Origin of the sequence: Sphingobium sp. Z007 (assembly GCF_900013425.1) — a bacterium.
Lineage (GTDB): Bacteria > Pseudomonadota > Alphaproteobacteria > Sphingomonadales > Sphingomonadaceae > Sphingobium.
The window spans coordinates 129,573-150,647 of record NZ_FBXK01000003.1 but is presented as its reverse complement, the minus strand read 5'-3'; the positions used below and the strand labels follow the sequence as shown (position 1 = coordinate 150,647).

Genomic DNA, 21,075 nt, shown 5'->3' with positions numbered 1-21,075 from the left:
TCGCGAGTCCAGACGGTCCGGCCGAAAGGCCTCCCAAAAAACGAATGCGCGAGCCACTCTAGGGATTCACATTCGTCTGAAGGTCGCCTAGATTCATGCTATGTTCCATCAAGCAGACCTCTTCGAACCGGCGGCAAATCCCAGCAAGAGGATGGATACCCCGGCGCTCCTGGCAGTTATCGCGGCTGCGTCGCCGCGCCCAAAGTTCAGCTACATGCTGCTCCAACTGATCGCTGAGATTGCGGATGAGCGGGGAAGTGCAGGTCCCAACGTCACTATCGATGGCAGGGCCGTGCCAGTCAGGGACTGGCTGTGCGATGCGCTCGTCCCAATGGCCCAACGCGACGCGCGCCGCCGCTTGACGGTAGAAGCGGTCCGTGCAGAGCTCGACGAAGCCAAGGCGCTTCCTGCCGATCGCAACGAGGCGGATCGCGTCATTGAGGATAAGGTTCGTGAGCGGGTGCGCCGCTCCGGCCGATGCAATGTCAGCCGGGCAGTCTCGGATCTTTGCAAGATCGGACTGCTGCGGCGACATTATCAGGGTTTTCGTGTGGATCATCAAAACCGCGGCGCGCAGCGCGAAGCGGTTTACACCGTCACGCCCGAAGCCTTGGTGGTCTTGCGGCGGCGGTGAAGAGCAAGGTCTTGTAGACCCCGACTCCTGTAGGGCAGGGGATCAGACCGGACTCGTCGGCCCGCAGCGTCCCTTCGTGCCTTGATGAGCTTCAAACGCTCCTGATCCGCGTTCCACACAAGATAGTCTTCTTCATTATCGAAATCGGGTTTCTCGAAGTTGGTGAGTTCGTCGCAGTTGATGCAATGATACATCTGCGAGGCGTCCTGAAAGTGCATGCCGCAAAAGCACCCGCAAAATGGGCAGCATTCATCAAGCTCAAGGCTACTCCAGTCCCAAACCCCCAGATATTCGGCCACGCCGTCGCGGTCGTGCCCGACGACCTCGAAGGCATCCGCATTCTTCTCGACAAACCCCTCGATGCCGGCGCGTTGCAAATCATTGAGGATGTCGGCGGGCTGGAGATAGAACCATTCCCTGGCCGTGCTTCCGCCATCCCGGGCAATGTTGCGATCCGCATATTTGGCATGAAGCCGCTTTTCGGTCTCACCGGCATTAGCTGTATCGATCCAGCCTACCACCTTGAGCGGACGAGAGTTGCCAGTCTGCAGCGCACCCCGGCGCCCGCGAAGGTTCGTCGCGCGCCCGATTTTCATCCGCCAGTCGGCGTCGTTTTCCTCAAGGATGAAGTAGACCGGCACGAGTGGTCCCCCGGTTGCGTTAGAGGCGGTAGGCGGCTCGCAGACGCTCGACGACGACATCACGCGTCATGTTCACGTCGAACTGCCTCGGATCGAAGTCCTCCTGGACTTGCACAGCGCGGACAAATGCGCCCATGTCTTCCTGCACGGTCGAAGGCAGCGCATAGCTTGCGTCGGCAGCCAGCAGCTGCAGCATCCGGGCGACATCATTGCGATGCTTGCGGACGTCCTTTTCGTCAATCTTCTCGCCTTCGTCACGGCGCCGGCTCAGATCCAGCCAGGCGCGTGCCTTGAACGGGATGATGGCTGCCTCATCGAGAACGGGGATGCCGTCGAGCGTGCGGACCATCGACTTGAGGAACTCGTAATAAGCGCCGTCGAGCAGGATGGCCGACAGGCTGGCAGCTTCCTCGTCGATCGGCAGGGGCGTGAGATGGCTACCGTCGGCGAGCGAGATACCCTCCGGCTGTCTCGAAAACAGCTCGAGCATCGCGGGAAATTCCTTGTTCGCGGGATTCTGAAACCGATAGAGGACACGCTTTCCTTCGCTTTGCTGCCGGATTTCATAGCCACCTTCCTCGACAAAGGCCCAAAATCGGTCGGAGAAAGCCGCGTCGAGAGCCTCGACGATGAGGACGATGTCCAAATCCTTGGTCGCCCGAAAGTCGAGGCCGACCTCATCCATGAGCAGCTCACAGGCCGCGCCGCCGATCAGCACATACTGGCTGTCGTGCCCTTCGAAATGGGCGCGGAAGCGATCGACACCAGTTACCATCCAAAAGGCTCCAAGAGTTGTTGCGCTGCCTGGGCCACGCGTTCGTCGGGGTCATTGCGCAGGCTCAGATGGAGCGAAAGCCGATCCACGACCGCATCACGCGCCAGCACGCCCGGATCATAGCTCCACGTCTCGAGTTGCGCGCGATCGTCATCGTCGAACGCAAATCCGGTCCTGAGTTCGAGCGTCTGCTGCAAGTGCTTCCACCGAGCCGCAGGAATCGCACGGTGAGGAAAGCGTGGCTCCCCCAGCATCGTATAATGGGCAAGCGCGCTCTCGCCCGCGAGGGGTGCGACATAGTCGGGCAAATTTCCCCTTACGGTCCGGATTTTCCGCACGGGGGACTGCAAGCGGCCTTCGACCGCTTGCCAAAGCTCCCGATCGCGCACGACGAGCTGAAGACGCCGCTGGCGGCCGACATGGTGCGGCTTGGCGATCCGCAGCGCCTCCAGCTCATCAAGGGTGCGGCTCATGCTCATGATCGCGACCTGGAACCGTTCCGCCAGCTGGGTCAGGTTTGCCTCATTGAGATCCTCGCCGAGAAGGTTCGCAAGGATCAGCATTTGGGTCGTCGGGCCAAATTGCTCATTGGCGGTTGGCGCCCTGGTCGGCGCGCGCTCGCGCAGATCAAGCAGCGCTTCGGGGACGTAAAGCTGCGCGCCCGGAGCAAGAAACCCGATCTGACGCTCGACCATCTGGCGGCGAATGGCGGCCGGCACGCTCTCGAGCAGCAGGAGAACCAAGCGAATACCGAGATTCCGGCGCAGAAGGTCGCGGTGCTTGATGAACTCGGCGGTAGCGCCTTGTCGCAGCGAACGCATTGCCACGAGCAGCACCGGCTCGCCGTTGAGCTGGCCTTTCCAAAGGTGATAGCGATCCAGTAGAAAATGGGGCAGACTCGGGTCGGCGACAGGCGTTAGCCCCAAGCGCATGCCGAAGGCATGATGCACATAGGCCTCGGCCGCCTCGGCCGCCTCGCCCAAGGCGCCCAATCCGGTGTCGGGTCGGCTGTTTAACATCGCGACACCTATTTAACATCAGCACTGTTAAAAAGCTACCTCTTGTTAGATAGGGTCGCGCGGGTGTGTTACGCCTATCCTCAAAGGACCTCGTTGAGCGGGGCGACCGGTCAGCGTGGACCCAACAAAGGAAGGGTGTGTGAACGCTGACCGGCAGCATAGATCAGCCGTTGAGCCGGTCCTTGATCGCTTTGGCCGGGGTGAAGGTCAGCTTCTTCGATGCGGCGATGGTGATCGTCTGCCCAGTGGCGGGATTGCGGCCCTCGCGCGCCGGGCTGTCCTTCACTTTGAATTTGCCGAAGCCGTTGAGCGCGATTTCTTCGCCCTTGGCGGCTGCGTCCGCGATCGCGGTGAACAGGCCATCGACCAGCTTGCGCGCGTCGACTTTGGTGGTGCCGGCCGTTTCGGCGAGATAGTCGGCAAGATCGCTGTTGTTCATGGAGAGCCTTTCGCAATTTGAAGGGACACGTTTTATAGTTGGCTAGGATCAGCTACGCTACGGCATCAGGCGTTGTCAGCGCCAGGAAAGAGGCTCTATGTCCGATAAACGCGATTCTCGGACATAGGAATTGGCATCGGGGGGGGGCTCCGCTAATCTGGATGCGATGGCTCGCGACCTCCTCCCGATCTCGACCAACCTTCCGGCTGACCTCCTTGCCGAGATCGAAGGCGCGCGCGACACGCTGGCGGCATCCAAGGCAAGCTCCACGCAGAAAGCCTATGCTTCGGACTGGGAACGCTTCTGCGACTTTTGTGACGCGCGTAATGTCGAAGCGTTGCCCGCGCACCCCGACATCGTCGCGCTGTTCGCGCATGTCGAGGCGGAGGCCGGCATCGCGCCGGTCACGATCGGCCGCCGCGTCGCGGCGATCAACCATCACCACAAGGAGGCGGGTCTTGCCCCGCCCATAGCGCGCGACGCCGCCGGCGTCATCGCGCAGATGATGGCGGGCGTACGCCGCAAATATGCGCGGAAGAAGGATCAGAAAGCGCCAGCAGCGGCGGACGTCCTCACCGCCCTGCTCGCGACGATCACGGGCGCAGGTCTGCGCGCCAAGCGCGATCGCGCGATCCTGGCGGTCGGCATGGCGGGTGCGTTTCGCCGTTCGGAAATCGCCGCCATGCTCTTGCCCGATCTCGAATTCGAAACCTCGGGCGTGCGGATAGTGATTCCCCGTTCGAAAGGCGATCAGGAAGCCGAGGGCCAGGAGATTGCAATCCCTGAAGGCCGACATATCCGGCCGGTGAGCCTCCTCAACGACTGGCTCGAGGCCGCCGATCTGATCGGCTTTGATCCCGCCACCGGCAAGCCCCGGACAGGCCCGGTGTTTCGTCGGTTGACCCGTGGGAACGTGCTGACGGCCGACCCGATCACCGACAAGACCGTGGCCCGTCTGGTCAAAGCCTGCGCATCGGCGGCAGGGTTCGATCCAATCCTGTTCTCCGGGCATTCCCTGCGCGCGGGCTTCCTTACCGAGGCGGCCGCTAAGCGCGCGAACCTGTTCAAGATGAAGGACCACTCGCGCCACAAGTCGCTCGACACAGTCGCTGGCTATGTCCGCGATGCCGCAATGTTCGACGACCATGCGGGGGAGGAGTTCTTGTGATGCCGGACTGTCTCGCTATTCCGGCCTCAAAGCGAAACTCGAGACCTCGAAAGAGCTGGCAATGACGGCAGCGCCAGAATGGCAGGCTTATATCATGCCCAATTACGATGCGGCGATGACGCAGGCCTGCATGGCTCTTCAACAACGCATCCTTATCGACCCCGCCTACCGTTCTTCCATACTGGCCGATCCTCGAGACCTTCACCGCGCCTTGTTCGCCGGATTCACGCCGCCCGGCTATGCCGAATATGCCGGCACCTACAGGGGAACGGTCGGGACGTCGCTCGAGCGGCGGCGCTCAGGTGCATCGCAGATACTCAGCCCGCAAAAGAGCTTCTCGTTCGAAAAGCCGGAGAGGGTCGCAGCGGCGCTCGATTTCCTGCTGTCCGAGGTCCGACGCGAGCTGGTGCCGGCCAGGTCGGCTGCGCCTTTCATACAGCTCCTGACCCTGACGCATCTTTTCTGCTGGTTCGGCAAAATCCATCCGTTTCTCGATGGTAACGGTCATATTCAGCGAGCCCTGTTTGCCGCCGCGGCTACCGAACTTGCAATCCCGCTTGCCGCCCGCTTCGTCATCCACCCGCGCTCGTTTGATCGGCTGCTCGCCTGGCCACTGGAGATGTTCACACGATCCGCTCCCGACCAGCGCGAGCATTTCCTCGCGATGGTGGCCGAATATCTCAGTTCGTGGCTGGCTGGCCCCTTTGATCTGCCCGCGAGCGGCATTGCGCCCTAAGCGGCCGGGCTCGGTTCAGAGTTCGACCAACCTATAGCCACGATTGGCGAGCAATTTCCGGGTCCAGTCTTTGCCAATGGGGAAGCCCTCCGCGCCCGACGAGATCGCCGCATCGGCTCGGTCGAAAAGCGCGATGCAGAGTTCATCGCTATCGAACCGTGATCGGTACTGAATGCCGTCGAGGTTCGTGCTCTTATAAATCTCTGCGGAGATCTGCTGTGGCACCACATAGGCTCCCGGATTGTCGACCGGGTCGAAATCGGCCGAGACGCCGGCAGTTGTGGTCTTGAACCAGCCGAGGCCCGGTCCATGGACCTTGGCCAGGCGGACAGGCCGTGTCGTGGTGAAGTTTGCGGCGCGTCTCCTGGCGACCTGATCCCAAAGGACATCGCGATCCTTCGGCGTTCGCAGCAGCGCTTCCGCAAAGGGGCCGACTAGCGACTTTCCCAGGTAGAGAACCCCGAACTTGCCTTCCGGATCGTCCCACCGCCAGGTCGCGTCCCTGCGGCCATACCATCTGGCGGCCACCGTTGCGCCGTGAACCCGATGCAGCACCCTGCCCGTAGCGATCGTCGCCACCGGCATCTCACCTTTCGCCGCCACAGGCGTCAATCTTCGAGCGTGCGGGCGAACCGCGCGACGCGATCGACCTCCGCGTCGCTGCCTTTGAGAAGCGCGATCGGGCTCATTCCATCAAGGCCTTCATCACCGCTGACGAGGAACTGCAGGACGGCCCATCCAGACGTTTGCGGAGCGGCATTGAGGATTTTCGCAATTCCCGGGAGGAGCGCGTTCCCGTCGAACTGAAAAACCGGGAACAGCTTCGTCCCATTGTCCTCGACCATCAGCAGTCGGCGATCTTTCACCGCCTTATAGACCGCCTGAATCGTCTTGTGTCCAAGCAGGGTGCGCACCTTCTCCGCAGTCAGCGCGCCTCCCGCCGCGTCGATCAACCGTCGCTTGAACGCGATGGCGTTCGTGATCCTCTCTGCGGCCTCCGGGTTGTCCGTTTCGACCGCTGGAATGCCAAGAGCCAGGTGAAAGACCAAGCTGGGGACGTCAATGCTGCTGATGGCGGCCGCCTTTGCCGCCGCCGGCATCATTTTGATGATGCGATCGGTGCTTGCCACAATGCGGTCGTGAAGGACACGATCCGCATCAACGAATCCCATATTTGCCGGACGAACCATTCGATCATTCCTGTTGAGTCAGTTCCATATATGCTGAAATGGACACGTTTTCAACCAAAGGCTTCGCAAGCTGGTCCTTGCCGCGCGGATCGCCGCCTCGGAATGCGCTGGCTGCATCTCTACGAGGCACTCTCGAGCTGCAAGGAGGAGCGGCAAAATGCTCAGCCCGAGGGGCTTAATTCGAGCGTTCGTAGGACCAGATGAGCGATCTACCGTGCTTCGATAAACCCGATAACTGGCAAGAGGCCATTGCGAACAAACTTCGAACACTGTATAAAATCGGCCGTTCGGAGCTTCGATCATGTTCGATATGACGACCTATCTTCTGACGAAGGATAACCCCGGCGGACCAACCTTCATCCCGGAGGAACACACGCCGGAATATCAGTTGCGTCAGCAGCTAAATACGGGCGTCGACGACGACCAACCCCTCACTGCGGGCCAAGCGATCGGCAGTCTCATATCGGTAATGCTGCTGGTCGGAACCGGCGTTTACCTAGCGTTTGCGTGGTGACCGCTCGTTCACTTCCTTAGATTGGGATCAGTAAAAAATCCCCGATTCTGATCCCGGTTTACCTCCGACTGCAAATCAACAGCTGCGCCAGCTCGATTGGTTCGCGCGGCCTCTGCAGCAGCTCTGTCGTCGTTCAGACTGGCCCGACCCTCGCCGATGATTCTTGCTGCGGCATTAGGGTCGCCGCCCGGGCTTCCGCTGCCAAGCCGCTCAACCCCGTGCGGACGATAAGACGCTCGGACATCCCCAGGCCCGCCTACATCCGTGCGGCGCACATCCACCAAATTCGGCTCGGAGATGTTGCCTTGGATTTCACCCCACAGTGCGTCACGTTTTTCCTGAGACCATTGCTGGATCATCTGCGACCTTACGGCGCGCTGCTGATCGGTCAGGTTCGTCGACCATAGCTCTGGCGCGTCCAGGTTCGGGTGAAGCAGCTGTTGCTGCCGGTACCACTGAGCGAGATCCTGGCTCAGATTCTCGCTGAGTTGCATTCCGTGCGTTTCAGCGAAGCTGGCGTCACGCGAGAGCGACTCGGATAGCTCCTCCATCTTGCGTGCCGCTTCCGTGTAGGAGCGAGCCTGGGCCAGGGAATCTTCAGTGCTTTGCGAGGATGAGGACGTCGCGGAAGACCGGCTGAACACACCAGACCGTTCGTAGGTGCCGTCGGAAGTAGATGCTCCGGTGCCGCTCGCGTGTTCATCGCGCACGCCGCTCGACGACGAGCTCGAACTATCCGTGGATCTACTCTGGTCAGTGGCATAACGAAGTGAGTCCTGTTGGCTTCCAGTTTTGCTCACGCCGACGGAGCCACCCGCGCCCAAAATACCGCCAAGTCGCCCCTTTTGCGGAGCGCCCCGACCGGCACCTCCACCGACCTGCCCACTAAGACCGCCGGTTACTGAGTCCACGGTTTGCGCCTGCCGATCGTGACCTTCGGAGATCCGCTGACTCTGGCCGGTCGACGAGCGCTCTTCCAGGCTCTGTGAGCTTGAGCCGGTCGTCCGATCAAACTTCTCGACGTTGGTATTTGCGGAACTACCGGCACCAGATTCGAAGCCCGAAGAGCGTTCTGTCGAGGTTCCAAAGGCACTCCGATTGGTGTGCGTGCTGGTCAAGATCTCTTGGGCGGCATTTTCGAACGCCTGTGCCTGGCGATGCGCTTGGCTCGCCATCTCCCGCCACTCTGCCACCGTTCCGGAGTTCATCGTTGGCGTGAACCCTAGCCGCGAGATTGCGCCGCTGGTGTCGAACACCTCCTGACCATTGCCGAAGCCAGACACGACCGCGCCGTTATCCTGCCGCCAGCCGACGCTGGTCGCGCCGCCCATGTAGCTCGGAGCCGTCGTCCACTGATCGCTCTGACGCATGTTCGACGTGGAATTTGCCCAGCTCACATTCCCATAGGAATAATTGCCCGTCGTCTGTTCGAGCGCGGCCGCCTCCGCTGCATTCTGCGCGGGCGCGAGCATCGACGTCGCCTGCCCTGCAATCGACATGGCTCCCCGAGCCAGGCCGGCAGCGAGGAACGGGATGCTCATCAGCATGAAGCCGGCGATCGTCGCCGTCTCCCCATTCACTGCACCTATGCCGGCATAGGTGCCAAGCGTCACGCCGCCGCTGGCAACACCGGCCGCAGCCGCCTCCGCCCTCGTCATGCAGATCATATGGAGAATGACGTACAGCGGTCCCCATGCGGCGAGGTAGAAGAACCCCATCGCGTAGCCCTTCAACGTCGTCAGCCCCGTTTGGGGCATGAGGAACAACGGGAAGATCACCGGGAACATCGCGAAGAAGACAACCGTCAGGACGATGTTCAAAATCGGCACCCAGGCCATCGCCTGCTGAGCGATCGAATTGTAGGTGTTGCGAGCCTGTATGTCCGCGCGCGTCTGCGCGAAGGTATCGATTGTTGCCGCGCCGGACCCGCCCGCCATGCTGTTTCGTGCTTGCATGAATGCGTTGATGGCCGTGTTCTGTCGCATCGAGTCAGAATAGTTGCTGGCTGATCCGGTAAAGGCAGCGTTCGCGATCGGGAGATCGTGTTTGAGCTTGTCGGCCGCGAGCGAGTTGCTCAGCTTGGGATAGAGTTCCTTGCCCCAAAGCGGCGTGTTTGCCTCGATCATTGGCGCCCATTGGGCGTTGAGCATATCGTAGGCCTGCCGGCAGGTGACGATCGCGCTGTTCACGGTGCCGTCGCCCTGGCGCTCCAGCCACTCCTGCGATCGAGCTTCCGATCCTGGTCCGATGTCCGTCCAAAGGTCTTTCGACTGCGCAAGGACCGTGAGCGATTTGCGGTAAAGCATCACATCGCCAAACAGACATTTCTTGAAGTGCTCTTCCAGGTTCGTCGAAAACTCAGCGTCGCGGATGACGAAGTTGCGGGTCGCGTCGTACAGACGCGCGCCGTAGACCATGCCATTGCTCGAGTAATTGAGTTCGCCCGGCATGACGAAGACAGTCTCGGCGGTCCGTGTCAGCCAATCACCAATCTGGGTCGTGAAACTCGCAAGCACCCCAAGCCCGAGCGGTACGTTCGCAACCGTTGCCGGTGCCAGCGACGGGTTGATCCGATCGGTCACCTTCACATCGATCGTCGGCACCATCAGGCAAAGATAAATCAGCGTCGATTGCAGGAACCAGTTCAGCCAGGCTCGAAAGTTGAGCGTGAACGCGACGACAAGCAACGAGTAGATCAGGCCCATCACCATCACGACGCGGAGCAGGGATCGGTATCCCCCGCCCCCCGACCAGGCAGCGACGGCGTTGAAGGTGTTGACGAGATACTCGCCACCCCCAACCGTGAAGACCTCCACCATCGCCGCAGCTCCCCTGCCCTAGTTCAGCCCTTGTGCATTGAGCCCGCGCGAGAAATTGAGCGCGGACGACATCCCCGGCGTCATCGAGTTCTGGAGGGTGGACTCGAGCATGATGCTGCGATCGATGATCTGCATGGTGACCTGCAGCTTGTTCGAGAGCTTTACATCTCGCTGGGCAAACTTCTGGCGCGTCGCAGCGATCTGCTGTTTCCACTGATTGGCGGTCGCCTGGTCAAACGTCTGATAATGCGTCTGAGCCTGCTCGACGCGATCAAGCATGTTGTCCAGCATAGCAGCCAACAGGTCGACGGCAACGATCTCCGACAGCGTTTCGATCTCGCCATCGGTCAGCGCGTAGTGTGCGTAGGCCTGAACGGCGAGGATCTTGTAGATCGGGACGGTCGCAATGTTCAGAAGCTGCTTCTCGGCCGCATCAAGCGCGGTATCCGTGCGGATCTTGCTGCTCATCGATTTGATCATGCCGGCAATCCGCGGCCGGAGCGCGGACGACGCCGGAACGGTCAGGGTCTGCTCGCCGACATCGTAGCAGTCGGTGTCATTGCATTTGAGCATCTTGACCGCCGGCGCGTCGGCCGTGCCGTCGAGCAGCGCCGTGACAACGGCCTCTTCCGCCGGACCGAACATCACGACCTTGCCGCCCACCGACGGATCCGTGGAAGGCTGGGTCACGACAGTGCCGACCAGCGTCATGATGTATTCGGAAAAGGATTGGTCGAAGGCGCCGAACTTGGCCGATTTCTTCAGCGCCTCCCACGTATAATTATGGGGTTCACCGACAAGCTGATCCTTCATGTTGGCGTCGGTGTTGCCAGCAATCGTGGCATCCCGCTTGTTGCCGTTGTTGCAGCCTTGGCGGGACGCGGCCCAATCCGAAAAAACGCCCTGGCTGTTGCCGACCGCTTCGCAGATCGTCGAACGGGTGGAGTCCATTTGCGGCCAGATGCCGCCGACCAGCGCTTGCGCGGTTTCGCAGCTCGAGATGTTCATCTGGTTGAGGAGCTGTGCCTTCTGGCTGAACTCATCCATCACCTTCCCGATTTCCGGCGACACGGAATCGATGGCGAGCTTGAAGGCGAAACCGAGCGCATTGTTCGCCGTCGCCTTCAACATGGCGACGATCTCGGAGGCGTTGATGAAGGAAAAGCTGCCGCTGAAGAGGTCAATACCGCCACAACCGGCGCGTGCGCTCGGCAATTGCAGATTGAACGGCGAAACGCTCTTCTGGGGGAAGCGGGTCCAGACATTCCCGAGCGAATAATAGCCTGCAGACTGGCCCTGGAAGGCCGTTGGCCCCGTCACATTCGCGGCACCACCAGCGTCGTTGAAGAAGCCATTCATCTGTGAGGCGACGTCGGCCCGGGCCACGCCGATCAAGGAGAAATGCGAGGCAGCCACCATTGCAAGGCACGCCGCCATCTTCCTGCGGAAAGGGCGCCGCCGCCCCATCTCTGGTGCCTGTTCCATCAATAATCGCTCCCCACCTTCGTGTTGGTCAGCATAAAGATGCGATCCATGATCTCATCGGCGCTGAGCACGCCGTAACCGACCGGAATCGTCCGCTTCGTCTGCGTGTCGAACAGGACAAGCGCCGGCGTTTCATTGCCGGGCACGCCCATCCGAGCTCGTTGGCCAGAATCGACCACATAGTTGGGAAATTCGCGGTTCGGGCCGCCGTCCATCGAGACGGCCATCACCGTCATCCTGTGGCTGTCGGTGACCGAACGGAGGATCGGCGCAAACACCTCGCAGGCGCCGCAGCTCTGCGCGTAGAAATAGAACAAGCCGTACCGCTGCCCAAGGTTAGTCAAGACCTCATCCCGGTCCGCCTTGCGGTTGTCGAGCCAGAGGCGCTTGCCGACCGTCGAGACAGGTCGTTGAAGCGTGTAGTCGAGATCGGGGTTCTGCCAGAGCGCCCGCTGCCAGGTGTCGGAGAAGGTCGACGCGCGGTCGAGCTGCTCACGTTGAAAGCGAACATAGGCAATGACGTTGGCCTCGCTCGGCTCGAGGATCGCGCGCGCCTTCAATTCGTCGAGCTGCCTGCCGATGGCCGCGATCCGATCGGCCGCGCTCACCTGCGGCTCGGCCGCGGCGCTGAGCGGGGCCTCGGTCGGCTTCGGCTTCACGCAATAGAACCACTGGCCGAGCCTACGCTCTCCACAATAGAAATCGTCCGGTACGTCTTGCTCGATCGCATCGCGAGCGACGGTAGTTTCTTGGGCTCGGAGCGGAACCGCCGTGCTCACTGACGACAAGCCCAGCAGGAGCATCGAAAGCCTAGCGAGCCTTTTCATCGCCGGACGTCCTTTCATCGGATGGAGCCGTTTGGGCGAAGGGCGAAGGCCGCTGGGAATGCGCGGCTTGGCCGTCCCAGAGCGCAAAGTGGATGCAGCAATCGACATCACTGGGGGCGGCAGCGGCTCCACAGCCGCGTGGTGTGGCCGGCTTCGCTGGCGGCAAAGCTGACAGCAGTGCGATCAGCGCCGGCAGCTGAACGAACGTCAAAACCATGATCCGATTCCCTTTTTGCGAGCCTCAGCACGACGCACATTGGCGAAGCGCCTTTCAGCAGCATCCGCTTGGTCGACCATCCCGATCACTCCATTGAGCAACACACCGGCGGCGCGGTGGCCTTCCTCCGTCGGCATCAACCGCTCTCCGACCATCGCCAGCCATCCGCTACCGATCATGTTCGCAAGTGCTCGATCGATGTCTTCGACCCCGATCTTGCAGTCGAGCCAGCCGGCTAGGAACTCGGACAAGAAGTCAGCGCGCGCGGGCGTCTTGGCGCGATCCGTGCCAACGAAAATCGCCAGCTCGAAGACTGACATGTCCCACTCGTGCCGGGCGCCTGACGCGGCCGGCCGACGATCATTTGCCGTGAAGATCATAATAGTCCTGAATCTTGTCCTGAATTTCGGACATCGTCTGGACCTCATCGGGCAGCTTCGCTGCATCCATGAAGTCGGAATAAACGTCGGTGAAATCCATCACCGACAGGTCGAGTCTCGCGAACTCGTCGACCGTGAAGCCCTGACACTGCTCCTTTTTCGCGCTACCCCAAGGCTTGCCGAGCTGCGGGCGGCCCTGCTCTTGCAGGACGCGCGAAAGCTTGCTCTCGAAGCAGCAATAGGCGGTTCGCTTGGTCGAACAGATCCCGAGGAAGCTCGATGAGCAATAGCTGCCGAGATTATGGCAAAGGCCCATCCGATCTTTGATGTCGAGCTTCATCTCGTCCTGGCTACATGCGAACAGGACAAGGAACGGCGTGGCGAAGGCGGCGATCGCGGCCGGTCCGCCGGCGAGCGCTGCTGCACCAGCACCCAGCGGCACGAGGCCGGACACCTTTCCCGCGCAGCAGTTGATTAAGCCGAATACGGGTTTGTGGCAGGTCTCGCGTGTGCCGGTGAAAACCTTGAAATCGGCTTCGTTGAACTCCTTGCCGGCTTGATCGAGTGCATGAAGGCCGACGAGCGCGTCCCTGAACTCGGTCGACGCCTCGCGGACGATCGGCTCGCAATCGCCGTTGATGCAGTAGACGTCGTCCCCACATATATACTGCTTGTCGCCCCCGACCGTGCTCGAAGGGGTCGGGCAGCGATACACTTTCTCCGCGACCTTGCAGGCCCCACTCTGCGGGTCATCAAGGCAATCTTCACGGAGGAACGTGCACGACCGATTGCTCTCCAAATCCCCGCAATCGTTGCCCGCCGACATGACGTTGCAGGTGAAGGTGCGCTTCCACGCCCAGCACGACGGCGTCACAGGCACGCCTTCGATGATCCGGGTCTCGGGACCCTCTGTGCAGACTTCCCCGGCCGGATCAGCCGTGCACATCGTATCTCCGGCCATGGCTCCGCATCCATCGACCCTTTTGGTCGTCACCTGCGTTTCGGTCGTCTTGGCGTGCCAGCCTTGGCCGGTGATCGGGCTTGGAAGGAGGGAGAGATCGGTCAGATTCTCAGAGCAGACATATTCGGTCGCATTATAGTCGTCGCAGAATTTGTTGGTCGAAACGCCGTAAATCCTGTGCGCCTGACAAGCCTGCATCACGACGCCCGTCGGTCGGCAGACACCTGAAGCCAAATGCGGCGCCATCGCATCATATCGCGCAAAGGGGGTGCCGTAAGCACCATTTGGCACAACGAAAAACTTGTACGCGTCGACTGTCGTGGTCTCGGGCACCATCGTGATCGAGCACGATCGGGGCTCCTGCTCGATCTTAGTTCCTTGGTTGCATGTGGCCTCGTAGTATCCGCTCGTTCCTGAGCCCGGCGGAAGCGGCGTGCAGCTCCCGCTGGTGCTGCTATATGCCTCGCCTGCAAGATAGGCCGAAGGGTCGCTTTCGACGGTCGTTGCGCGGTCCGTCGTCGCCAGGATCTCGGCGTTGCTGAATGTCGCGCGGGTGTGATCGGCGTCGGTTGTGACCCGGTAGCTTTGGTCTGATGACTTCAGCGCCTGGGCGTCTGCGACGAGCTTGTCTGGGTCGTCATAATAGGTCGTCTGTGGCTGGCTGGTGCCTGTGTAGCCGGGAACGGCCGCAGCCTGCGCGTCGCTCGACGGAACCAGCGAGGAATCGTTCCGTTTCTCCTGGGCCATAGCCCTGCCCTCGGCACGGGCTTGGTCGACCGTCATCTCCTGCGCGGCGACGGGCTCAGTCGTGAGCAGCAGCGCGCACAATCCTCCCAAGAGGCGCCGCGCGATCATTGCCGATCGCCCTTCATGTTCGAGAGCGCCACCGCGGCCACGCGCGCGCCTGGGCCACTTCCCTCGGCGAAGGTCGAAAGAGCATATTCAACCGTCACGTTGCCGATCATGCGGTCATAAGGCGGCACCTTGGTCTGACAGGAGAAGCCGGCGCATAGGTCGAAGTCGGACGAGACCGTGATGTAGGTTGGAACGGCTTGAACATCGAACGCGCGGAAAAGTCGGGGATCGATGCCAATGCTGGCGAACTGCCCCTTGTCGACAACCTTGCCGAGCCGCGTCACGAACTCCTTCGCCGAATTGTTCGGAAAGCCTCTGAACACGACCACGCCGCCAGCGCTTGAGGTGTCTCGCACGAGCTGTTTCAGCGTCGCGTCGGGCATAGACAGGCTTGCGAAGACGATGAACTGCGGCGCCTCCCCACCCTTTGCGTTCACATTCTGGGACGCGCCCTTCACGATCTCGTCGAAGTCGACCGGTCCTGCCGGACCCTTTGGAAGATCAATCGTCGCAACCTTGCGCATATTTTCGGTGCCGCCCTCGTGGACCTGAGCGGCTTCCTCCCGGAACTGATCGCCCCTGTCCTTGACCTGGTCGACGAAGGCTTGCGCTTCGGCGGCGAGATCAGCCGAATGCTTCTTGATCGCCTGGACGTCTAAGCCGTCGACGGTCTGCGCGAGCAGCGCCGACACGCCAGCGGTACCAAGGACGGCGAGGATGCCGATGGTGAGATAGCGCATCGTCAGACCCCTAGAGCACGCAGCAATTGCGCTTGCGCCAGACGAGGTAGCCCATGTCCTCGCCGCCGGCGGGATAGGCACGTCCAGCGTCGGGCGGCATGGTGGAAGCACCGATAGCGGAGCAGGCGAAGCGCCCGCTGACGGTCGGAATCGGATTGACCATCTGGAAGCGGTATTGCTGCTTCCGCATGATCGGCATGAGGTACTTCTTGCAGAGCCCGGCCGATCCCATCGTCCCCCAGGCAAGCGCCTCGCGGTGCATCTTGAACGCGAACCGCGAGAGCGCGAGACGCGAGGATTGGACGTGCCCGATCGAGGAGGGGATGTTCCCGTTGAGCGGATACATCGAGCCCTGACAGCCGGCGCACCAGAATAGCGGATCGAGCGGCAGATGGACGGTGCCGGCGATACAGTCGCCGGCGCAGGCAGCCTGCGCGATGGGATTGGCGAACACGATCGCCTCAGGATTGATGAGCGCTGCCAGCGAGTCATCCTGCCAGAGCGGGTCAACCTCGGTCATGTAGGCGATATCGAACGACGCCTGCTCGAAACAGGCGAAGTCGGTCAGGATCTCCATCCAGTAGAGAAGCGGATAGACATACCAGTGGACGTGCCATTTTGCCGTACTTTGGGAGCGGCCGCCGACCATGGACGGCCCGGTCAGATAGCCCTGACCGATATCGAACCCTGGCGCGATCCGGATGCCGCCAAGGTTGGGGAAACACCACGGCTTCATCGTCACGTCCGCGAGGCGCGCCGGCTCCCAGAACCCGACCGATATGCCGATGCGCGGGAGCGGGTCGGCGCAGGCGCAGATGGGCGATGCGGGATTGCTGGGATCGGGGCGGCTGCTCGGCCAAATCTTCAAGGCGCCGACGGAGAGCGGAAAGAGGCAGGACCAACAAACATCGGTGATCGGATTGACGAACTTGCCATTGCAGGTCGGCCCGGCCGCGGTTGCCGGGGGCGCCAGAGCGATCATCGCAAGCAAGAACGCGAAGAGGCCGAAGAGGCGGCGAGGCAGCCCGGTCATTCGCCCCCTCCCACGCTTTCAAGGAAAGCTCGGTCGGCGCGCTGCTTTCGGAGCAGGTAAAGACAGGTGTGTGCGGCGGTCGCGAACAGGATCAGGGCGGCGCCGATTGGCGCCACGCGGCCAATCGCGTGGCGCAGCGGCGAGAAGAGACCAACGACGAGGGCGCAAGTGAGGCATAGCGCTTGCCAGGTGAACCGCATGCGACGAAGCGCAGGGGTCTCCGGCGCAGCCATCGGCGTGCGAAGAAGGTCGAGCCAAAGCGGCATCAACCGGCCCTCCCCTTCTTGAGCGCCTGCTCGGACACGCGCATCACGCGGCCGTTCTGCTGCACGACCGCGGGCGTATGTTCGATGCCGAAACGTGAGGTGAGCTTGCCCTCCTGGTCGAAGTAGAAGCGGCGTTTCCGGTTCGTCATCTCCTCGATTGGCGAGCCGCTGACGAAAATGATCTTGGCATTGAGATCGGTGTACCGGCTCGTGGCCCAGGCGATCTGATTTGCATCGTCGCCATCGACGAACACGAGCGCCTGTTTGATCGCGACGAAGTCGAGCGGATTGATGCGCTGTCCGGCGCGGCCGATGAGGTTGCCCTTCTGGTCACGAATATCGTGCTCGAGCTGGACAGTCGGGTCATAGGTCCAGTCTCTGGTCTCGGTCGCAGGTGAAAGACCCGCAACGGGAGTGGGTCGCCGAACCTTCGCTTCGACGCGCTTGGCGAACATCTCGTTGGTGCGCGCGAGTTCGCCGGTCGCCTCAGCGCGTTTCAACCGCGCTTCGATCGTCGAAAGCAGATCCGGCTCGATGACCGGGAAGGCCTGGCCAGTCTGCCCATAGTCACGCGCCTCGATGCGCGCAGGGCTCATGGCAAAGGCGGCTATACCGAGGAGCACGGCCGCTCCACCAACGCCGATCAGCCGCTTCACAGCACGGGCTCCCCGACACCGACAATCTGGCGGCCGCAGACGAAACCGATTTCGGCGTAACGGCTGTCGAACCCATCGCGGTGGGGAGACCCGGCATAATAGCAACCCGAGGGGATCGCGCCCTCCGCGCCCGGCGTCAGTGGCTCGCCAAAGCGCGTGAGCGGTTTCATCTGCCCGATGGGCTTGCCGTTGATCGTCACGACCATTCCGCGGTGCGCGACCACATCGCCCGGCATGCCATAGACGATCTTGCCGAACATCTGAGGTTTCGTCCCAAAATGGCGGCGCAGAAGCGCGCTCTGCGGCGGATCGAAGAACACGTAGTCGCCGCGCGCCGGCGGTTGGTGCCGGCGGATGAGGAAAGCCCAATTGGGGAGGGAATCGCTCGCGTTGATGAGGAAGACGTGGCCGTCGCGCCATGAGCTCATCGCACTAACTAGCCCCGTTCCGACGAGCGCAACGAGCAGCATCGCCCACAGGCGCTTGCGCGGCCGCCAGCGTGGGGCGGAGAGCTCACTGACCGCCGTTGCCATCGGGGCCTCCAAAGGTTGAGACCGACGGTCCGGACACCTGCCCAGGCGCCGGCTGCGGCAACGGTTGCGCGAACGAACCGCTGGCGGACGGATCCTGCGGAGAGATCGCCTGCGCACCAGCCATAGGGTCGATCTGTCCCGACGGTGCCAAGGGCGGTTGCCGCGCGGCGATGAGAGCAGCCTGAGCGGCCGACAGCTCCTGCATGCGCTGCAGCTGCTCGACGGAAACGCGTTTCGGCTCCGGAACCCCGGACGCGAACACCGCCTTCTTCAGGCTCTCCGTGATGTCCGGCACATTCTTGGTGAGGACCGCCTCGCCGACCAGCACGACTTGCCCGCCCTCGCTCCGGCGTTGCAGCTCCTTGTCGAGCGAAGACATGAAAGCCCTCATCTCGGCCTGGACCCGATCGGGCGGTGAGCCCGAAAATCGCTGGGCCTCGACATAATCGCCCACCAGCGCCGACAGCCTGGCCGAGACGATGTGATCCTGCTTCGGCGCCGTGAGAGCGCGCGTGACCCACATCCCCCAGATCAACAGCGCCAACATGACCAGGCCGATGATGATCTGCTGTCGCGTGAAGCCTCCAAAGCCAACCCGGCGCTTTGGAAGCGCGGCTTGGGACGCGGGAGGTGCGGGCGGGAGGTCGAGTTCGGGTTGATCAGCCATGATCGCGGGTCCCTTCCTGCGTGCGGTCGGGCAGGATGCGATCCCGGCGGAAGGTGATGATGGCCGCCTGTTGATTTCCACTGAGATATGACCCGGGATTTTCATCGAGAAGTGACCCGGGTGGAAGGTGTGTCCCGCGTTGCGGGACGAGGGTCAAGCTGGTGATTTTTCCTTTCGTGTTTTGGAGACTGCGGAGCTGGCTTTGAACCGGAAGCTGTCATTGCCGGTCTCGATGATGTGGCAGTGGTGGGTGAGCCGATCCAGCAGCGCAGTGGTCATTTTTGCATCGCCAAACACGCCAGCCCATTCGCTGAAGCTGAGATTTGTGGTGATGATCACGCTGGTGCGCTCATAGAGTTTGCTGAGCAGATGGAACAGCAGCGCGCCACCTGATGGGCTGAACGGTAGATATCCGAGCTCGTCGAGGATGATGAGATCGAGGCGCAGCAAGCGCTCAGCGAGCTGGCCGGCCTTGTTCATGACCTTTTCCTGTTCGAGGGCGTTGACCAGGTCGACCGTGGCGAAGAACCGGACCTTCTTGCGGTGATGCTCGACGGCCTGGACGCCCAGCGCAGTGGCGATATGGGATTTCCCCGTGCCAGGACCGCCGATCAGCACGACGTTATCACCGCCATCGATAAATTCGCCGCCATGCAGTTGCCGGACCATAGCTTCATTGACCTCGCTTGAGGCGAAGTCGAACCCGGCCAGATCCTTGTAGGCCGGGAACCGGGCTGCCTTGATCTGGTAAGCGATCGAGCGGACCTCCCGCTCAGCCATTTCGGCCTTCAGCAGTTGGGAGATGATCGGCACGGCAGCGTCGAAGGCTGGGGCACCTTGCTCGATGAGGTCTCCGACTGCCTGGGCCATGCCATACATCTTGAGCGCCTTGAGCATGACGACAACAGCGGCGCTGGCAGGGTCATGACGCATGGCGCAGCCCTCCATTACGGAGGGCGTCATAACGCCCGACATCGGCGAGTGGCTCCTGGGCAAGACGCAGTGCCTGGGGCGCATCGATCGGGGGCGCGGGAGGCGCCTTACCGTCAGTCAGACGGTGCAGAAGGTTGAGAACATGAGTCTTGGTAGCGACGCCTGCCTCAAGCGCCAGTTCGACCGCGCACAGCACCGCCTGCTCGTCATGCTGCAGCACGAGCGCCAGGATCTCGGCCATCTCCCGATCACCGCCGGGGCGCCGCAGAAGCTGGCTTTGTAGCTGTTTAAAGGCCTCTGGCAACTGCGTGAACGGCGCACCATTGCGCAGCGCGCCCGGCTTGCGCTGGATCACCGCCAGATAATGCCGCCAGTCATAGATCGTCCGCCCGCCACTGTGGTGAGATCGCTCAATGATCCGGTTATGCTCACACAGGATCTGCCCCTCGGCGGCGACCACGATCCGCTCAGGATAGATCCTGACACTGACCGGGCGGTTGGCGAACGAGGCGGGCACGCTGTAGCGGTTGCGCTCGAAGTGGATGAGGCAGATCGGCGACACCCGCTTGGTGTGCTCGACAAAGCCATCAAATGGCCGCCCCAACTGCATCAGGTTGCCGACCTCCCCAGCATGAACATCGGCAACTGTGCCGGGCAAGCTGCCATGCTGGATATCACCCCATTGCGCGATACACTGTTCCTCGAGCCAAGCGTTGAGCGCATGGATATCCGGGAAGCTCGGCAAACGCTGCCACAGTCTGCGCCGCGCATCCTGAACGTTCTTCTCGACCTGTCCCTTCTCCCACCCTGATGCTGGGTTACAAAACTCAGGCTCAAACAGATAATGGCTGGCCATCGCTGCAAACCGGGCGTTGACCTGTCGCGCCTTGCCGCTACCGATCCGGTCAACCGCGGTCTTCATATTATCGAAGATCCCGCGTTGCGGAACCCCGCCAAGAACGCGGAACGCCTGGGTCAGCGCGTCGAACAGCATCTCGTGGGTCTGGAGCGGATAGGCCCGCACGATGAAGGCCTTGCTGTGCGACAGCTTGGTATGCGCCGCCTGTAACTTGACGCGCTCGCCACCAAGAATGGCCCAGTCTTCACTCCAGTCGAACTGAAATGCCTCACCGGACTGGAAGACCAACGGCACGAATGTTCCGCGCCCGCTGGTCTGCTGCTCAATCTGCCGGCCAGCCTTCCAGGCCCGCACAAACGCCGCGACACGGCCATAGGACCCATCATAGCCCAAAGACACCAGATCGGCGTGCATCTGCTTGGCTGTGCGCTTCTGTTTGCGCGACTTGCCGGCCTCGATCCGCAGCCACCCCGACAGCTTCTCAGCATAGGGGTCCAGCTTGCTCGGTCGGTCGGGAATCTTGAACTGCGGTTCTACCGTGCCCGCGCGCAGATACTTGCGGATCGTGTTGCGCGACAATCCTGTGCGCCGCTCAATCTCACGGATCGGCATCTTCTCCCGAAAGTGCCAACGCCGGATTACACTCAATAGCGCCATGTAGATCACTCCTTGATCCCCCGCTGCAATCAGCCAGGGGAAGGTCAGAACATGGGTCACTTCTCAGTGGA

General features: G+C 61.7%; 23 protein-coding genes. 4 read left to right on the top strand and 19 right to left on the bottom strand.

Annotated elements, in window-relative coordinates:
- Window positions 1-151: 151 nt before the first annotated feature.
- Window positions 152-634, top strand: coding sequence for a hypothetical protein (locus CEQ44_RS07595; protein WP_306341432.1), 483 nt, complete (start codon window positions 152-154; stop codon window positions 632-634).
- Here CEQ44_RS07595 and CEQ44_RS07590 read toward each other — a convergent pair.
- From CEQ44_RS07590 to CEQ44_RS07575, 4 genes are all read right to left on the bottom strand, one after another.
- Window positions 589-1,275, bottom strand: a complete 687-nt coding sequence (locus CEQ44_RS07590) for a GIY-YIG nuclease family protein (protein ID WP_088183819.1) — start codon at window positions 1,273-1,275, stop codon at window positions 589-591. The two genes, CEQ44_RS07595 and CEQ44_RS07590, sit on opposite strands and share 46 nt — an antisense overlap.
- Window positions 1,276-1,294: 19 nt before the next feature.
- Complete coding sequence (locus CEQ44_RS07585) at window positions 1,295-1,993, bottom strand: hypothetical protein (RefSeq protein WP_254913677.1); 699 nt, start codon at window positions 1,991-1,993, stop codon at window positions 1,295-1,297.
- A 50-nt stretch (window positions 1,994-2,043) separates the two neighbouring features.
- Window positions 2,044-3,033, bottom strand: coding sequence for a hypothetical protein (locus CEQ44_RS07580; protein ID WP_254913678.1), 990 nt, complete (start codon window positions 3,031-3,033; stop codon window positions 2,044-2,046).
- Window positions 3,034-3,232: 199 nt separating this feature from the next.
- Window positions 3,233-3,508 (bottom strand): HU family DNA-binding protein, encoded by a 276-nt coding sequence (locus tag CEQ44_RS07575; RefSeq protein ID WP_088183813.1) that lies wholly within the window; start codon window positions 3,506-3,508, stop codon window positions 3,233-3,235.
- A 166-nt stretch (window positions 3,509-3,674) separates the two neighbouring features.
- On the opposite strand from CEQ44_RS07575, the gene CEQ44_RS07570 reads away from it, so the two are divergent.
- Window positions 3,675-4,676 (top strand): site-specific integrase, encoded by a 1,002-nt coding sequence (locus CEQ44_RS07570; protein ID WP_088183812.1) that lies wholly within the window; start codon window positions 3,675-3,677, stop codon window positions 4,674-4,676.
- Window positions 4,624-5,412 (top strand): Fic family protein, encoded by a 789-nt coding sequence (locus CEQ44_RS07565; protein WP_255209816.1) that lies wholly within the window; start codon window positions 4,624-4,626, stop codon window positions 5,410-5,412. The genes CEQ44_RS07570 and CEQ44_RS07565 overlap by 53 nt, the downstream gene beginning before the upstream one ends.
- Window positions 5,413-5,427: 15 nt before the next feature.
- Here CEQ44_RS07565 and CEQ44_RS07560 read toward each other — a convergent pair whose 3' ends face one another.
- Window positions 5,428-5,997, bottom strand: coding sequence for an RES family NAD+ phosphorylase (locus tag CEQ44_RS07560; protein ID WP_088183811.1), 570 nt, complete (start codon window positions 5,995-5,997; stop codon window positions 5,428-5,430).
- A 23-nt stretch (window positions 5,998-6,020) separates the two neighbouring features.
- A complete protein-coding gene (locus CEQ44_RS07555) occupies window positions 6,021-6,584 on the bottom strand; it encodes a hypothetical protein (RefSeq protein ID WP_019054650.1) in 564 nt (187 codons plus the stop codon).
- Between the two features lie 319 nt (window positions 6,585-6,903).
- Between CEQ44_RS07555 and CEQ44_RS07550 the strand changes: the two genes are divergently transcribed.
- Window positions 6,904-7,116 (top strand): hypothetical protein, encoded by a 213-nt coding sequence (locus CEQ44_RS07550; protein ID WP_019054651.1) that lies wholly within the window; start codon window positions 6,904-6,906, stop codon window positions 7,114-7,116.
- Between the two features lie 8 nt (window positions 7,117-7,124).
- Here CEQ44_RS07550 and CEQ44_RS07545 read toward each other — a convergent pair whose 3' ends face one another.
- The 13 genes from CEQ44_RS07545 to istA all read right to left on the bottom strand — a co-directional run bounded on the left by CEQ44_RS07545 (window position 7,125) and on the right by istA (window position 21,004).
- Entirely contained in the window at window positions 7,125-9,935 is a 2,811-nt protein-coding gene (locus CEQ44_RS07545) for a conjugal transfer protein TraG N-terminal domain-containing protein (protein ID WP_088183810.1), read from the bottom strand.
- Window positions 9,936-9,953: 18 nt separating this feature from the next.
- Window positions 9,954-11,354: a conjugal transfer protein TraH gene (locus tag CEQ44_RS07540; protein WP_088183809.1), complete on the bottom strand. Its 1,401-nt coding sequence runs from the start codon at window positions 11,352-11,354 to the stop codon at window positions 9,954-9,956.
- Window positions 11,355-11,419: 65 nt separating this feature from the next.
- Entirely contained in the window at window positions 11,420-12,223 is an 804-nt protein-coding gene (locus tag CEQ44_RS07535; RefSeq protein WP_088183808.1) for a conjugal transfer protein TraF, read from the bottom strand.
- Window positions 12,224-12,454: 231 nt separating this feature from the next.
- Window positions 12,455-12,784 (bottom strand): hypothetical protein, encoded by a 330-nt coding sequence (locus tag CEQ44_RS07530; protein ID WP_254914393.1) that lies wholly within the window; start codon window positions 12,782-12,784, stop codon window positions 12,455-12,457.
- A gap of 40 nt (window positions 12,785-12,824) precedes the next feature.
- Window positions 12,825-14,660: a conjugal transfer protein TraN gene (locus CEQ44_RS07525; RefSeq protein WP_088183806.1), complete on the bottom strand. Its 1,836-nt coding sequence runs from the start codon at window positions 14,658-14,660 to the stop codon at window positions 12,825-12,827.
- Window positions 14,657-15,400, bottom strand: coding sequence for a type-F conjugative transfer system pilin assembly protein TrbC (gene trbC / locus CEQ44_RS07520; protein ID WP_088183805.1), 744 nt, complete (start codon window positions 15,398-15,400; stop codon window positions 14,657-14,659). The genes CEQ44_RS07525 and trbC overlap by 4 nt, the downstream gene beginning before the upstream one ends.
- 10 nt (window positions 15,401-15,410) lie before the next feature.
- Window positions 15,411-16,433 (bottom strand): conjugal transfer pilus assembly protein TraU, encoded by a 1,023-nt coding sequence (gene traU, locus CEQ44_RS07515; RefSeq protein WP_088183804.1) that lies wholly within the window; start codon window positions 16,431-16,433, stop codon window positions 15,411-15,413.
- Entirely contained in the window at window positions 16,430-16,699 is a 270-nt protein-coding gene (locus tag CEQ44_RS07510) for a hypothetical protein (RefSeq protein ID WP_088183803.1), read from the bottom strand. The genes traU and CEQ44_RS07510 overlap by 4 nt, the downstream gene beginning before the upstream one ends.
- A complete protein-coding gene (traW, locus tag CEQ44_RS07505) occupies window positions 16,699-17,355 on the bottom strand; it encodes a type-F conjugative transfer system protein TraW (RefSeq protein WP_088183802.1) in 657 nt (218 codons plus the stop codon). Before traW ends, CEQ44_RS07510 begins: the two co-directional genes overlap by 1 nt.
- On the bottom strand, window positions 17,352-17,888 hold the full coding sequence (locus CEQ44_RS07500) for a S26 family signal peptidase (protein WP_088183800.1): 537 nt from the start codon (window positions 17,886-17,888) through the stop codon (window positions 17,352-17,354). The genes traW and CEQ44_RS07500 overlap by 4 nt, the downstream gene beginning before the upstream one ends.
- Window positions 17,869-18,555, bottom strand: a complete 687-nt coding sequence (locus tag CEQ44_RS07495) for a type-F conjugative transfer system protein TrbI (RefSeq protein ID WP_010405693.1) — start codon at window positions 18,553-18,555, stop codon at window positions 17,869-17,871. The genes CEQ44_RS07500 and CEQ44_RS07495 overlap by 20 nt, the downstream gene beginning before the upstream one ends.
- 153 nt (window positions 18,556-18,708) lie before the next feature.
- Complete coding sequence (istB, locus tag CEQ44_RS07490) at window positions 18,709-19,488, bottom strand: IS21-like element helper ATPase IstB (RefSeq protein WP_088185355.1); 780 nt, start codon at window positions 19,486-19,488, stop codon at window positions 18,709-18,711.
- Window positions 19,478-21,004, bottom strand: a complete 1,527-nt coding sequence (gene istA, locus CEQ44_RS07485) for an IS21 family transposase (RefSeq protein ID WP_088185354.1) — start codon at window positions 21,002-21,004, stop codon at window positions 19,478-19,480. Before istA ends, istB begins: the two co-directional genes overlap by 11 nt.
- Window positions 21,005-21,075: the final 71 nt, after the last annotated feature.